This is a genomic window from Microcoleus sp. LAD1_D5, assembly GCF_036702115.1.
GTDB lineage: Bacteria > Cyanobacteriota > Cyanobacteriia > Cyanobacteriales > Microcoleaceae > Microcoleus.
In genome coordinates this window covers 174,773-189,535 of sequence record NZ_JAUBSA010000001.1, presented here as the reverse complement: position 1 = coordinate 189,535, position 14,763 = coordinate 174,773, and the positions used below count along the sequence as shown (strand labels likewise).

11 protein-coding genes are annotated in these 14,763 nt (G+C 46.8%); 5 read left to right on the top strand and 6 right to left on the bottom strand.

Features of this window, described 5'->3' with window-relative positions; translation table 11 throughout:
* Nucleotides 1-79 precede the first annotated feature (79 nt).
* The 5 genes from QUA70_RS00895 to cysC form a co-directional block, all read right to left on the bottom strand.
* Nucleotides 80-1,717, bottom strand: coding sequence for an acetolactate synthase large subunit (locus tag QUA70_RS00895; protein ID WP_333325239.1), 1,638 nt, complete (start codon nucleotides 1,715-1,717; stop codon nucleotides 80-82).
* A 144-nt stretch (nucleotides 1,718-1,861) separates the two neighbouring features.
* Nucleotides 1,862-3,229: an NAD-dependent succinate-semialdehyde dehydrogenase gene (locus QUA70_RS00890; protein WP_333344564.1), complete on the bottom strand. Its 1,368-nt coding sequence runs from the start codon at nucleotides 3,227-3,229 to the stop codon at nucleotides 1,862-1,864.
* A 542-nt stretch (nucleotides 3,230-3,771) separates the two neighbouring features.
* Nucleotides 3,772-6,096, bottom strand: coding sequence for a polysaccharide biosynthesis tyrosine autokinase (locus QUA70_RS00885; RefSeq protein WP_333344566.1), 2,325 nt, complete (start codon nucleotides 6,094-6,096; stop codon nucleotides 3,772-3,774).
* Between the two features lie 141 nt (nucleotides 6,097-6,237).
* Complete coding sequence (locus QUA70_RS00880) at nucleotides 6,238-7,959, bottom strand: SLBB domain-containing protein (RefSeq protein ID WP_333344568.1); 1,722 nt, start codon at nucleotides 7,957-7,959, stop codon at nucleotides 6,238-6,240.
* 37 nt (nucleotides 7,960-7,996) lie between these two features.
* Nucleotides 7,997-8,521 carry an adenylyl-sulfate kinase gene (gene cysC, locus QUA70_RS00875; RefSeq protein WP_333325249.1) on the bottom strand — a complete coding sequence of 175 codons (525 nt, stop codon included), beginning with the start codon at nucleotides 8,519-8,521 and terminating at the stop codon, nucleotides 7,997-7,999.
* Between the two features lie 306 nt (nucleotides 8,522-8,827).
* On the opposite strand from cysC, the gene QUA70_RS00870 reads away from it, so the two are divergent.
* From QUA70_RS00870 to hetR, 4 genes are all read left to right on the top strand, one after another.
* Entirely contained in the window at nucleotides 8,828-10,630 is a 1,803-nt protein-coding gene (locus QUA70_RS00870; RefSeq protein ID WP_333344570.1) for an FAD-dependent oxidoreductase, read from the top strand.
* 96 nt (nucleotides 10,631-10,726) lie between these two features.
* Entirely contained in the window at nucleotides 10,727-10,957 is a 231-nt protein-coding gene (patX, locus tag QUA70_RS00865; RefSeq protein WP_333325254.1) for a heterocyst-inhibiting protein PatX, read from the top strand.
* A 406-nt stretch (nucleotides 10,958-11,363) separates the two neighbouring features.
* Nucleotides 11,364-11,591 (top strand): hypothetical protein, encoded by a 228-nt coding sequence (locus tag QUA70_RS00860; protein WP_333344572.1) that lies wholly within the window; start codon nucleotides 11,364-11,366, stop codon nucleotides 11,589-11,591.
* A 733-nt stretch (nucleotides 11,592-12,324) separates the two neighbouring features.
* Nucleotides 12,325-13,230, top strand: coding sequence for a heterocyst differentiation master regulator HetR (gene hetR, locus QUA70_RS00855; RefSeq protein ID WP_333325578.1), 906 nt, complete (start codon nucleotides 12,325-12,327; stop codon nucleotides 13,228-13,230).
* Nucleotides 13,231-13,405: 175 nt separating this feature from the next.
* On the opposite strand, the gene QUA70_RS00850 is transcribed toward hetR, so the two are convergent.
* Nucleotides 13,406-14,218 (bottom strand): TIGR00297 family protein, encoded by an 813-nt coding sequence (locus tag QUA70_RS00850; RefSeq protein WP_333325259.1) that lies wholly within the window; start codon nucleotides 14,216-14,218, stop codon nucleotides 13,406-13,408.
* A gap of 11 nt (nucleotides 14,219-14,229) precedes the next feature.
* Between QUA70_RS00850 and QUA70_RS00845 the strand changes: the two genes are divergently transcribed.
* Complete coding sequence (locus tag QUA70_RS00845; protein WP_333325262.1) at nucleotides 14,230-14,661, top strand: VOC family protein; 432 nt, start codon at nucleotides 14,230-14,232, stop codon at nucleotides 14,659-14,661.
* Nucleotides 14,662-14,763: the final 102 nt, after the last annotated feature.

Below are 14,763 nucleotides of genomic sequence, written 5' to 3'. Positions count from 1 at the left end.
CAAGCTACAAAACTCTATCTCAAAGAATGTCCATTATTAGATCCCCGACTTCTTAAAGAAGTCGGGGATCTAGCTACTCTTACAAATTGCAACTCATATCCCCAGATAATTGACTGAAACGCGCATTTTCCCGATAGTCTACCGGACAATCAATCACGCAAGGGACATCTTGAGCCAGGGCTTCTTTGAGGATGGGAATTAAATCGGTTGCAGCTTCCACTCGATAGCCTTTTAAACCCATACTTTCGGCAAATTTCACAAAATCGGGATTGCCAAATTTGACGAAATCGGAATGACCAAAATAATCTTGCTGCTTCCATTCAATTAACCCGTAACCGCCGTCATTAAAGATCAGCGTCACAAAATTAGTACCGACGCGCAAAGCAGTTTCTAACTCTTGGCAATTCATCATAAAACCGCCGTCGCCGGTGGCTGCTATTACTTTGCGATCGGGATAAACGAGTTTTGCAGCCACCGCACCCGGAATCGCAATTCCCATCGCCGCAAATCCGTTGGAAATCAAACAGGTATTCGGGCGATCGCAATGATAGTGCCGCGCGATCCACATTTTGTGAGCTCCCACATCAGATATAAGAATATCTTCCGGGCCCAGGACTTGCCGCAAATCGTAAATGAGTTTTTGTGGCTTGATCGGGAAACCGTCGTCGGCTGCATATTGTTCGTACCCAGCGCGAATATCCGCCCGCAATTGCTTAGCAAAAGGGTCTACTTTCTCCATGCGATCGGCACGCTGCAAAATTTCATTGAGGGAATCAGAAATATCCCCCACAACTTCTATAAGAGGAATATAACTGCTGTCAATTTCTGCTGGCAAAGATCCAATGTGAATAATCGGAATTTTTCCTTCTGGATTCCACTTCTTCGGGGAATATTCAATCAAATCGTAGCCAACAGCAATCACTAAATCCGTTTCTTCAAAAGCACAACTAATATAATCACGTTTTTGCAATCCCGTCGTCCAAAGTGCCAAAGGATGAGTGTAAGGAATTACACCTTTGCCCATGAAAGTATTAGCTACAGGAATATTCAATCGAGTAGCAAATTGTGTCAAAGCATCGCTGCCGTTAGCGCGGATCGCGCCGTTTCCTACTAAAAGCAGAGGACTTTTTGCCTTGGAAATTGCCACAGCGGCTTTATTCAAGCTTTGGTAAGCGCCAAAAGTTTTTTCGCGGTTGTCTTTGGTGAGCGGATTTCCTTCAGCAGGCATTGCTGCGATGTTTTCAGGTAAGTCAATGTGAACTGCTCCCGGCTTTTCACTTTGAGCTACTTTAAAGGCTTTGCGGACAATTTCTGCCGTCGTGCTGGGGCGAACAATTTGAGCATTCCACTTAGTAACTGGCGCAAACATGGCAACCAAATCTAAATATTGGTGCGATTCTATGTGCATCCTGTCTGTGCCGACTTGTCCGGTAATTGCTATTAAAGGAGCGCCGTCTAAGTTGGCGTCAGCAACTCCTGTCATTAAGTTAGTTGCGCCGGGGCCCAAGGTGGACAAGCAAACGCCGGCTTTGCCGGTGAGACGACCGTAAACGTCTGCCATGAATGCGGCGCCTTGTTCGTGGCGAGTAGTAATAAATTTAATTGAAGAGTTTCTCAGGGCTTCTAGAACTTCTAAATTTTCTTCTCCTGGAAGTCCGAAGACGTATTCGACGCCTTCATTTTCTAAACATTTTACCAATAGTTGAGCTGTGTTCATTTCCGTTTTTCTCCTCGGTTAATGGTTTTTTTTTCTCTTTTTCAACCGATCGCAAAAATACTAAATGGGAATTTTTAACCGCAGGTAAACGCAGATAAACGCAGACTTATGTAGATTTGTGCGATCGGTTGATAGAGTGGGAGCTTATTTCACCCACACTGTTTTTATGTTAACAAATTCGTGCATTCCTTGGATGCTCAATTCGCGTCCGTAACCGGAGCGTTTGATGCCGCCGAAGGGCAATCTCGGGTCGGATTTTACTAAACCGTTGATGAATACCGCGCCGGCCTCTAGTTCGGAAATAAAGCGATCGCTCTCTGAGTTTACTGTAGTCCAAGCTGACGCACCCAAGCCAAAAGATGTGCTGTTTGCGAGGGCGATCGCCTCATCCATGTCTGCAACTCGGAATACTAAAGCTACGGGTCCGAAAAATTCTTCTTGACGGGCAGAGGCATGCGGCGGAATGTGTGCCAAAATAGTTGGCAAGTAGAAATTGCCGGCATTCTCTGACAATGGGCGGCCGCCTGTCAGAAGTTTTGCTCCCGATTGGATGCAAGTTTGCACTTGATTGTCCAAGTCTTTGAGGATTGCGGGAGTCGCTAAAGGGCCGATATCGGTTTCGGCTAACATCGGATCGCCTACTTTTAATTGCTCGAATTTTTCGACAAATCCTGTGAGGAATTCGTCGGCAATCTCTTCTGCTAAAATAAAGCGTTTGGCTGCGATGCAAGATTGACCGTTATTGAGCATCCGGGATGTCACCGCAGTTGATAAAGCTGCTGCTACATCGGCGCTGGACATCACAATAAAGGGGTCGCTTCCTCCCAATTCCAGCACTACTTTTTTCAAATTTTTGCCCGCATTTGCTGCCAAACTTTCACCCGCTGGTTCGCTACCGGTGAGAGTTGCTGCTTTGATACGATCGTCCGCAATGATATCGGCTACTTTGTCGGCGCCGACTAACAAAGTTTGAAAAACTCCTTCGGGAAAGCCAGCAAGCGTAAAAATTTCTTCGATTTTCAAAGCGCACTGAGGCACGTTGGAAGCGTGTTTGAGCAAGCCGACATTGCCCGCCATCAGTGTCGGCGCCGCAAACCGAAAAACTTGCCAAAATGGGAAATTCCACGGCATAACGGCTAAAATAGGGCCCAGCGGTTGGTAGCGGACAAAGCTGCTGCTAGCGTCAGTGGTTGCCGGTACGTCTGCCATAAATTGAGCGGCATTTTTGGCGTAATACCGACAAACTAAGGCGCATTTTTCCACTTCGCCGATCGCAGATTTGAGCGTTTTGCCCATTTCCAGGGTCATCATTTCAGCGTAAATTTCGCGATCGCGCTCCAGGATATCTGCAGCTTTCTGCATCCACAGGGCTCGCTGCTCAAACGGCAGTTGGCGGTATTTCTTAAAAGCTTGCTGTGCTAATTCCAGCTTAGCTTTTATTACCTCATCCGCGATCGGCTCGAAAGTTTTTAGCGTTTCTCCCGTTGCCGGGTTGATAGTAGCAATAGCCATGGTTTCATCTCCTGTGTGAAAAACACAAAACTCCCTGCTAGTTTTCAAGCTATGCCGGGAGTTGTATCAAAGTATTACAAAATAGGAATTTACCAGCCACGTTGTCAGGTCTTGCTAATTTGCAAGTGCCGCGATTTGTTTAAATTTCTCTACTTTTAATTATAGTTCAGAGTCTCGATCGCAAATCTTAAGAAAATTTGTCTTTCTGAAATCACGCACAAATCTTAAGAACAGGCTTTCCGGCCTGTTCCATAAAAGTTAAATGTTCTTGTGGGGCGTCCCGCCCGCCCCTGACAGCTTTATTCACAATTAATGGTGCAAGATGGATGAAATATCTTGTCGGCTGTCCCGCCCGCCTTGCATTCTCAAGAACAGTATAGCCGTAGGGTGTGTCGCCATCAAAAATCCTCAAAAAAAGCGAAAATCTCGCAGCGACGCACCTGGCAAGAATTAGGCATAAGGTGCGTCGCCATCAAAAATCCCCAAAAAAGAGCGAAAATCTCGCAGCGACGCACCCTACGATAATTAGCAATTCCTCTCCCTCAAACAGACTGTTCCTGGACGTAATCCTGCACGTAAGACTGATAGTAATACCTGCTGCCTTTATCGTTATTCGCCACCATTCCCAACAGCGGAATCCCCGCCATTTTTAAATCTTCAAAAGCCAACACCAGCGCCTCCCGCTCAGTTTGATGCAGCCCCACTACCAGCATCAATCCGTTAGTGTGAGCCGCCAACAAATTCGCATCCGCCAAACCCAAAAGCGGTGGAGTATCGTAAATAACTAAATCAAAGTGACTTGACAAAGCTGCCATTAAATGCGGCATTTTTCGGGAAGAAAGCACCTTTGTGGGATCGAAAGGAACCGGGCCGGAAGTTAAGACAAACAAATTTTCATCGCGGGGCGATCGCACAATCACCTGTTGCACATCCACATCATCAGCTATCACATTGTGCAAGCCTTGCCAATTCGGTAAACCCAGCATTTCGTGTACCTGCGGACGCCGCAAATCCCCATCCACCAACAGCACTTGCTGCCCCATTGCAGCCGCCGCCCGCGCCAGATTTACTGCTACCGTAGACTTGCCGTCACCTACTTGACAAGAAGTAATTACGCAAGAATTAATCGGAGTATCAACGTTTAGTAAGCGAATATTCGCATTGAGCGATCGAAAAGCTTCTTGAAAAGCATCCGTCGGCATCGGCGAAATTGCCACACCCACCGCGCTTGTCTCAGCAGGAGGAAGTCTCAAAATTTTATCGCTAGCAGGAATTACCCCCAACAAAGGCAGGCGAATCGACTGTTTGACATCCTCTGGAGTTTGGAACACCGTTTTATTTTTAAACCGTTCCGCCAACTGCGCCGCCAGCATACCGAACAGCAAACCACCCAATCCCCCCAAAGCCAAATTCAAAGGCATAATCGGAGCAACAGCCATCAACTCGCCATTTTTGTAACGCGGAATTTCCGGCTTAGCAATAACTTCCCAAGCCACCTCTTTTTTGCCCACAGATTCAAGCTGCAAAGCTTGCTGTTTTGCCACCAAACCATTCAGCGTATTGTTAGTTAAATCCAACTCGCGCTGCAAATCGGAATAGCGCCGCAAAATCACCGGGAATTTTTGAGAGTATTGATTCAACTGCTTAGCAGCTTGTTCCAAAACTTGATTCCGCACACCCAGCACCTGAATTAAATTAGCAGTACCGATAAACTGCTCGATTAACTTAATCCGCACCGGATCTTGAAAAGTCAGCACTTGCGAATTTACCTTAGCCAAATCAGTTCCCAGAACCTGTTGGGCTTCTTTCTTCAACAAAGGAATCAGGTTCTTGCGCTGTTCTCGCAACAATTGCATTTGCGGAGTTTCGTCTGTAAACGTAGCCGAGTTAATCGCAATTTGCCCTTCTAATTGTTGCAATTGAGTCAGCATCCCTTGATAGCGGGGAGCTTGACTGAGAGCCGAGGCCATCAGCGCTTGCTGCTGGTTCAGTCCGAGCTGATTTTGCAGATTGGAATAGAGCAATCTCTGCTGATTGAGCTGCGTTTGCGCTTCCAATCTTTGCGTTTGAAGTTCACTGATTTGCTGCGCGAGTTGTTGGGTTTGAATCTGCGGGTCAATGAAATTGTACTGCTGCCGCAATTTTTGAATTTCTGTTTGCAGAGCTTGTTGGCGCTTTCGCTGGTTGGGAATTTGCGATTTCACAAAATCCAGAGTCTGACTAATTTGAGTTGTGGTATCTTGCACGCTGTAGTTGCGGTAGCCTAGCGCAACTTTTTCCAAAACAAACTGAATTTTTTTCGGGTCATAATCCCGATATCTAACTTCGATAATTTTGGTATTTTTGAAGCGATTAATTGACAGGCGGGTTTCCTGAGACAACGGCAAATTATCTGCTTTTTGGTTCAAAAGGTAATTGTAATTTATTTCGGGATACTTAGCCTGCAACTCTTTAATGATCGGCGACATTACTTGCGGACTTTGCAAAACTTGAATTTGGGATTCGTAGTCAAAACCGCCCTTTTCTTGCGTCGCCGGGGCTGCTGGTTGCAGTTTCAACTCACCGGAGTATATTTTGGCTAAAGTATTTTGCGTAACTGCTGGTTCTACTAATAATTGAAAGCGCCCTTCATACTCGCTTTTTTGATTCAGTGTCCAGGCGAAAACTCCGGTAGTCACTGCTGCTGCTACGCAGATGACTAACATGGAGCGACTGCGGCAAACTTCCCAAAAACTTAACTCTTCTGCCTCGGTTTTGTTTCTGCCTAAAAACTGATCTTCTTCATAAAGCCCAGAAGACATTTTTTGCAGATCAGCGGCTTTTTTATGATTAAAAAGTGCTATTGGAGATTGTTTCCCTGGTTTCATTTGATTTCTACAACTTATTAGTTTAAACGTCTGTATTGGTGGGAGAGTTTCAGGAACCGGTTGATTTCTAGATATTTCATTACCCAACCGCAATTTTTCTAGAAACCGGGTTTCTGAGGTTTTAATGCCTGTCTATTCAAATCACCGAAAAATATCGAACAACCGAAATATTCCTAACAGCGGGCTGAGAGGAGCGAGAGTCCCGCCTACATTATCCGAGAACGTAGCGCGACCCGATCGCCTTACCATAATTACATCATTATTTTGCAGTTTGGGATTAGTTTCTTCATTGGCAGTTGCGGAAAAATCAACCTTAACAGTTAGCTGCGAAACAGTGCCGTTAGGATTGAGGCGAATTAAATTCACCGAATCCATTTCGGCCCGCGCTTTATTAAAACCTCCCGCTGCTACCAGCGCTTGATTTAAAGTGGTGTTGGGCAGCACCGCAATCGCTCCGGGTTTCACGACTTCTCCCACAATGTTCACCCTAATCGTATCCGGTGAAAAATTAGAATTAGCAACTTGTTCGTCTTGGGTTTCATCAAGGTTTTCGGCTTTGGGGACGATTACCGTATCTCCCTGTTGTAGCGCTAAATCTTGGGATACATCTCCCCCTTCCAAAAGTTGCCACAAATTCACATTAATAATTTGTTCTGTACCCGCCCGCGTCAGGCGGCGAACTTGTATTTGTCTGATATCAGCTACCGGCGTAATGCCGCCCGCCATTTTAATAGCCCTCGTTACAGTTTGCTGCAAAACAGTTTCCCCGCCGTTGGTTTCGCTGGCAGCAAACAAACCAGAATTTGCACCCATTTCATTCTCTTGTACCCTACTTTGAGCCTCTTTTGCCAAAGTATAAGTACCGGGGCGAGTTACTTCGCCCACCACAGCAATATTAATTGGTTGAGTGCTTTGTCCGGTAATGTTAGCTACGGCTAAAGTCGGTGCTTCTTGGCGGTTGAGGCTAGTTACAGTGGGAATAAATATAGTATCGCCGTCGCGCAAAGTCATATCGGCCCGCAAATCGCCGTTTTGCAATAATTCCCACAAATCCACACTAATAATTTGTTCCGGTGCGTTGCGCTGGGGGCGGCGGATTTTGATTTGCCGCACGTCTGCTGACTGCGTAATTCCGCCGGCCATTCGCAGAGCCCGCGATATTGTTGGCATTTGAGTTCCCATTTGCTCTGCTGTGCCTCCGGGGCCTGCTGCTGAGGATATTGTATAGGCTCCGGGGCGGTTGATTTCGCCCGCGATCGCAATTTGCAAAGGACGTGGCGCCAGCAGTTTCAGGGTAATCCAAGGACGTTTGAGGTATTTGCCGTATCGGTCTTTAACAGCATTAGAAGCTTGTTCTAAGGTCATCCCGTACACTGAAACGCTGCCAATTAACGGCAAACTCAGGGAACCGTCGGCCTGTACTTGGTGTTGACCATTGGGGCCGCTGTATTCCGGGACGTTGAAGATGTCCATTTGAATACGATCGCCCGCGCCTAAAGTGTAAACTTCCGATCGTACACTTGAAGGTGCACTTGCCGGAAATCCCGGAAATCCCGGCGCTGCGGGTACTTGTACAGGAGAACCAGTATCAGCAGGAGGAGGAGGAGGAGGCATAAACTGGGCCGCCGCAGGAGATGAACCCACCGTCGCGAGCACTGACACTGTTAAACTTTGGGCAATTAAACTTTTGACAGCATTGCTTGCCCAATAACTTAGCTTGCAGCTTTTGCTGAAAATGTCTCCCTGAGCCCCTCTCCTTGCAGCAAAGGGGAGAAATTCTTCCCTTTCCCTCCCCGCGAAGGGGACAAAAGGGTGAGATTTTTTCTCAAGTTGCACCTTGCGCGAATAACTTTTCACCACCATCGCTTTTTGCCCCTATCCTCATCCAAGCCCGCCAACATCAAATGTAACCCAACTCTTCTAACTTGCTGAGAACTTTTTTAACACTCTCTTCGACACTTTCTCGCTCTGTGTAACAAATAATCTCAGGATTGAGCGGTTCTTGATAAGGATCGTCAATTCCTGTAAAACCCTTAATTTCTCCGGCTCTGGCCTTAGCGTATAGGCCCTTGACATCGCGACCTTCGCAAACTTCTAACGGCGCTGTGATATATACTTCAACAAAATTTGGCTCCATTGCTCTAATTTCGTCGCGAATTGCTCTGTAGGGGCTAATAGCTGCGGTCATTACGGCTACTCCATTGCGGCTCAGCAGGTGAGCAACAAATCCAATCCGCCGAATATTAGTATCTCGGTCTTCTTGGCTAAATCCCAAACCTTTTGACAAGTTGGTGCGAACGACATCTCCATCCAATATTTCAACTTTGCAACCTCTTGCCTTCAATTCGGGTTCGAGAGCTTTGCTGATAGTTGTCTTACCGGAACCGCTCAGCCCGGTGAACCACAAAATAAAACCTTTTTCCATTTTCAGCCGTTAATTACTAACTCGGAAATTATTAAGACGTAAAACTTTATAGATGCTGTTCCCTTTTTTCTATTATCGTTATTCGCGGTGTCATATTGGCAATATTTGCGCGCCAAAAGTGAGAAATCAAAAGTTGCGATCGCTCATGCAGTCATTTAGTAAAAAAAGTGTGCGCTCGTTGTATAATTCCCGATTTATTATTTGTCAAGTCTTTACACAGTAAAATTCAATTCGCGATCGCCAACGCCGAACATCTATCCGTAGCGCACTCATCACCTTAATCTAAAATCTAAAATGGTATTGCCCATGTCTTCGGTCTTAAAAGCAGATGTTTTGGTAGTCGGTGGCGGCACCGGCGGCACCGCAGCAGCCGTCCAAGCAGCCCGCCGAGGTGCCAAAACTATTTTAGTAAGCGAATTCCCCTGGCTGGGAGGAATGCTGACTTCCGCTGGCGTTTCGGCCCCCGATGGCAATGAATTAGCAGCTTTTCAAACCGGTTTGTGGGGCGCGTTTCTCCGGGAACTCCAGCAGCGACAGCCGGGAGGTTTGGATTGGGGCTGGGTAAGTTTTTTTACTTACGATCCCCGCATCGGTGCTGAAATTTTCGCTGATTGGGTTAAATGTTTGCCGAACTTGCACTGGATTTCTGGACAAACTGCTCACGATGTGCTGTATGAAGGAAATCGCATTTCTGGCGTTCAGTTTGCAGATTTTACGGTTTCAGCCAAAATCACTTTGGATGCCACGGAATTGGGAGATTTGCTGGCTTTAGCGGATGTTGGACACCGCTGGGGTTGGGAATTCCAAGCCGAGTGGGGAGAACCCAGCGCGCCCGCTGCCTCTAATGCTCTCACAGAGCGCTATTCGGTACAAGCTCCGACTTGGGTGGCAATTATGCAGGATTTTGGTAAAGGTGCAGCCCGGCCAGAAATTCCCGCGCCGCCTATTGACAATCCCGATCGATTTATCGGTGCTTGGGACGGTTACACTCCCGAACAATTTCTCAATTACGGCAGGCTGCCAGGGGGATTGTTGATGATTAATTGGCCGAGTCGAGGTAATGATTATGGTGAAGGGGTCGATCGACTAATTGCATCTGAAGCATCTCGACAAGAATTCCTCCAAGAAAGTCTGTGGCATACTCAAAGTTTTGCCCGCTTCATTCAAACGCAACTCGGCCCCCGCTACGGCTTAGCAGAGAATATTTTCCCCATTTCAACGATCGAAAATCAACAAAATTCTTCCCTTCTTGGTGCTTTCGCCTTACATCCTTACTACCGAGAAAGTCGCCGCTTGCGAGGGATAAGTACCGTCAGAGAACAAGATATTTTGCCTATTGTCGGTGGAAGAGTCGCGAAGTTGCCGATAAATTCTGAGGGCATTTGTGAAACAATTGCGATCGGCAACTATGCCAATGACCACCACTACCCCAGTGGCGACATTCCCTTGCAGCCAAAATCCATCCGCTGGGGTGGCCGCTGGACGGGAACTCCGTTTACCATTCCTTACAGCGCCCTAATTCCTGCGAGTACAGACGGTTTGCTAGTCTGCGAAAAAAATATTTCCGTCTCTCACATCGCCAACGGTGCAACTCGCTTGCAACCGACGGTAATGAATATTGGACAGGCTGCGGGGATGGCGGCGGCTTTGTGCGCGGAATCTGGATGTCAGCCGCGAGAGTTGCCGGTGAGAGTTTTGCAGGAAGCTTTGCTGCAAGATACCGAGGCGAGTGCGGCAGTTATTCCCTTATTTAATTTGACACGGGATCGATCGGACTGGCTCGACTGGCAACGCTATTATCTCGATCGACCTGAAGCATATCCCGCCAGCGGCGAATGTCAGGAGTCAGTAGAGAAACAAAGCAGTCAAACAGCAAATACCCACAGCCCATTTTCGGGCATTTTCCGTCGCCTCGGCGAACAAGACTGGACACTAACGCTGACAAGCCCCGAATCTTTAGCCTGTCAAACTTGGCAACTCGTGACTTTGGACTCCGAAACCGACAGATTTTTACAGAATTGCGAAACCGAAAAGCCTCTGACAGTATGGGGCAGGCTGAATTCGGCAGGTGCTTGGCTGCTGGCGGGATCAGTAGAATTGAAGAGGTAAGGTTTTTTGCAGAGATCCGAAAATTGCACAGATATCTATCCTGATCGATCGGGGCAAGTCTGTATCAGGTAATAGACACTGACACGGATACTACCCATGCACACCTACACTGCAATTGCTTTACTAAGCCTGTTGGGCATTACCTTGAGTGCCAGCGCCCAGAGTGCTTTTGAATGCCTAGTCGAACTGCTGGCAATTGCCACCGCTGATTATATTGTCTTGGCGCCAACTCAACAAGAAAAAGGCGATCGTTCTCCTGAAAGAGGCAGCGGACGCAGACAGTTCAGTCAGCCTCATCTTTACACCCATCACATACCAGCATTTTAATGGCATGGGACGAAAGGGAGTTCCACCAATGAGTCGGTTTCGGCCACCAGTGTCGATCGGATTTTCTGGGATTCTAAGAAAGTCAGGTTCGTCTGGCAACTGCACTTCTTGTTGACAGTCATTAGAATACTTATTCTGTGTAAAAAATGATCATCTCAAGCTTCAACCGCCATCTATCGAGAGATTTACTCTTTCGATATTTGGCGGTTTTGTATTTTCAAGGCTGTAGATACATTTCACCCTGTCAAGTTAAACCACTAAAATTTACTGTGGGTGACACAATTTGAAAAGTTAAATAATTCTCGCATCATGTTTTTTGAATAGTCTGGCAATTTCTGGGAAATCAATCCTGATGAGCAAGGGAAAAGTCCGTATCTCTAAATAGACACTGACACGGATACTACCCATGAAAAACTACACAGCAATTGCTTTATTGAGCCTGTTGGGCCTTAGCTTGAGTGGTACCGCCGCTCTATCCCTTGAATCCCCAGTCGAACAGCTAGAAACTGCCACCGCTCAATATATGTTGTCAGCGCAAACTCAACAAAGAGGAGAGCGCGCTCCCCGCAAAGTTCGGCAACGGCGTGATTTTATGGAGTCCCGCACTGACATTCAGCCACTACAACAATTTTAATCGCATTGCCAGAAACCTAGTTCCGCAACTGACTCATTTCGAGGCTGGTTTCGAGGCCGCCCGTGTCGATCGAGCAAACTAATTTTCTGGGACTCTAATTTTTCGGGTTCGTCAGGCAACTGCAGTTTTTGTTGACAGTTATTACGAGATTTTTTTTGTCTTACTATGAGCACATATCAACTTGGAGCTGCCATCTACCTAAAGATATACTCTCCTATGTGGCGGTTTTGTATTGAAATGTTTCAATGAAATAGGAATTACCCGGAGAACTCCGATGGTCGGGTTTTTCAACCGATATCCCAGGGCATCAACCCCGTATTTTAGTCGATCGAACCTGGTGTCGCCGTCCAGGAGTATTTAAGAACTGTTGCGCTCGGAGCCGCCTCAAATTCCTCTGATCGCAACAGTTATTTACCTTCTCCCCGCCCAAAGTAGGGTTTAATTTTCAACGGCTGCACTATAATTAACGTGCGATAACTAACTTATATAGGTAAACTGTCAGCGCAGAGGGTGCAGCAATCTACTTAAATTGGCCACCAATAAGAACCACTTATGCGGTGTGGATAGCCTTTAAGCTCATGCCCCTGTTACCTCAGGGAAATTAACTAACCTGAATATTAGGGTAGCTGGCAAGCTTTCCGGCGACAGTCGGCTATGCTTGATTCGGCGCTCTCGCAATAATTTAATGGAGGATGACAAAATGCCTCCTAATTTGGCTATTTCGGGGATAGTGATGAAAAATGACTCTTTGGATCTGGTCAAAAGCCTCAGCCCTAGTGCAATGGATCAGATCATGCTATATCTGGCGTTTAGCGCCATGAGAACCAGTGGGCACAGGCACGGGGCGTTTCTAGACGCGGCCGCAACGGCGGCTAAGTGTGCCATTTATATGACTTATATGGAGCAGGACAACAACCTGCGGATGACCGGACACTTGCATCACATTGAGCCTAAACGGGTGAAGGTGATTGTTGAAGAAGTCCGGGAAGCTCTGACTCAGGGAAAATTGCTGAAAATGTTGGGTTCGCAAGAACCTAGGTATTTGATTCAGTTTCCTTATGTCTGGCTGGAACAGTATGGTTGGATGCCGGGACGCCCTCGCATTCCGGGAAACAATTTGACTGTAGATGAAAAAAAATATCTCGAAGGCAAGATTCCTCCGAATCCGCCTGATGCTCAACTGATCAATTCTTTTCAGTTTATGGAGTTGATCGAGTTTCTGCACAGGCGATCGCAAGAAGATATGTCTCCAGAAAGGCGAATGCCTTTGAGCGAAGCTCTAGCAGAACACATTAAGCGACGCTTGATCTATTCTGGGACAGTTACTCGTATTGATTCTCCTTGGGGAATGCCGTTTTATGCCCTCAGCCGCGCTACTTACTCTCCGGCAGAGCAGGAAGAGCGGACATTTACTATGGTTGAGGATACGGCTAGATATTTCCGACTGATGAAGGATTGGGCGGAAAAACAACCGAAGGTGATGCGAATTATGGAGACTTTGGATATTCCGCCGGAACGGCTCGACCAAGCCCTTGAGGAATTAGATGAAATTATTCGCAATTGGGCCGATCGCTATCACAAGCGGGGCGAACCGACGATGATTGTACAAATGGTGTTTGGGCCGCAAGACGACGCTTAGTTTGATTAGTTATTAATCATTAGTCATGAGTTGATTGCTTGAAACTAATCACTAATGATTAATAACTAATAGCCCTGGACGCCGCCACCGGGTTTTTTTTCCAAAAATACGGCTTTAATGGTTTGAGTTATCGTAAAAAACCTGTGTATTGTGTCGCGAATGTGTCCGGAATTAACTAAGCTAAAAAAGCTCTCCAGGTCGCCGCTAAAACGATCGCTGCGATCGCTCCTATGAGTGTATTGAAAAAATTTACCACCTCGTTCGTCAGCCACTCAAACTTTGATTGCACCGTCGCCCCAATCACGCTCTCAATGTTCGTGGCAATAAAAGCTGCAATAACACAAAAAACAATTCCTGTCAAGTCAATTAAACCGACGGCCCAACTCACAAGCGCAATCAAAATTGAGCCGATAATACCCGCAATTGTTCCTTCCAAACTTACGGCCCCTTCCGTACCCCTAGGTACAGGCTGCAAGCTGGTAATCAAAAAAGTCCGCTTCCCGTAAGCTTTGCCGATTTCGCTGGCGCTGGTATCGGAAAGTTTGGTGCAAAAACTCGCCGCGTAACCTAGCAATAACAGGGAAATAGCATCTTGTGGCACAGACATCTTGCCTGTCTCTCCTAAAATAGATAATGCCAAAACTCCCAAAGCGCAAAGAGTAGCGGTTAAAGCAGAACCCCAGACATTTTCCGGGCCTCTGGCGCCTGAACGCTTTTCGGCTATGCCTTCTGCTTCTTTTTGGGCTTTGCCGATGCTGGTAACTCCCGATCCGACAAGAAAGTAAAACATCACCACAGCATAGCCTTGCCATCCCAAACAGCCCCAGATGAGCACGCCCAATACCCAGCCGTGAAATTGGCCAGCGGGAGTGAGCAATTTTTTAGGCGCAATGGTGCCGATCGCAAGTAAAACTGTATTTAGGGCGATCGCCACCAACCAAGGATTAGACCAAGATAAATAATTAAAGAACAATTCAGAATTCTGCATTTAGTATCTCCATGAACCAAGTCTTATTTCATCTTGCCTTCCCCGTGACCGATATTGGTCAAACCAAAGCGTTCTACGTAGACGGACTCGGCTGCGAACTAGGTCGCGAATCGCCGAATTCTGCAATTATGGGTTTGTGTGGGCATCAAATTGTCGCCCACGTCAGCCACGAACCTTTGACGCCTCAGCGAGGCATCTATCCCCGGCATTTTGGGTTAATTTTTACTTCCGAAGCTGACTGGGAAGGATTGCTAGAAAAAGCCCAGCAAAACAAGTTAAATTTCTATCAAGAACCGAGACGGCGATTTGTCGGTTTGCCTACAGAACACCGTACTTTCTTCTTAGAAGATCCTTTCCACAATATACTGGAGTTCAAGTATTACTGTGAAGCTGAAGCAATTTTTGGCCGCAGCGAATACGCTGAAGTTGGGGATGCTGTTTGATATTTAGTCCGGTAGCGATTTGCCTCATGTGCGGGCGGGTTTACGAGATTGTTGGTTTTAGGAAAAAATGGTAGGTGAAACCCGCCCGTACAAAATTTAACA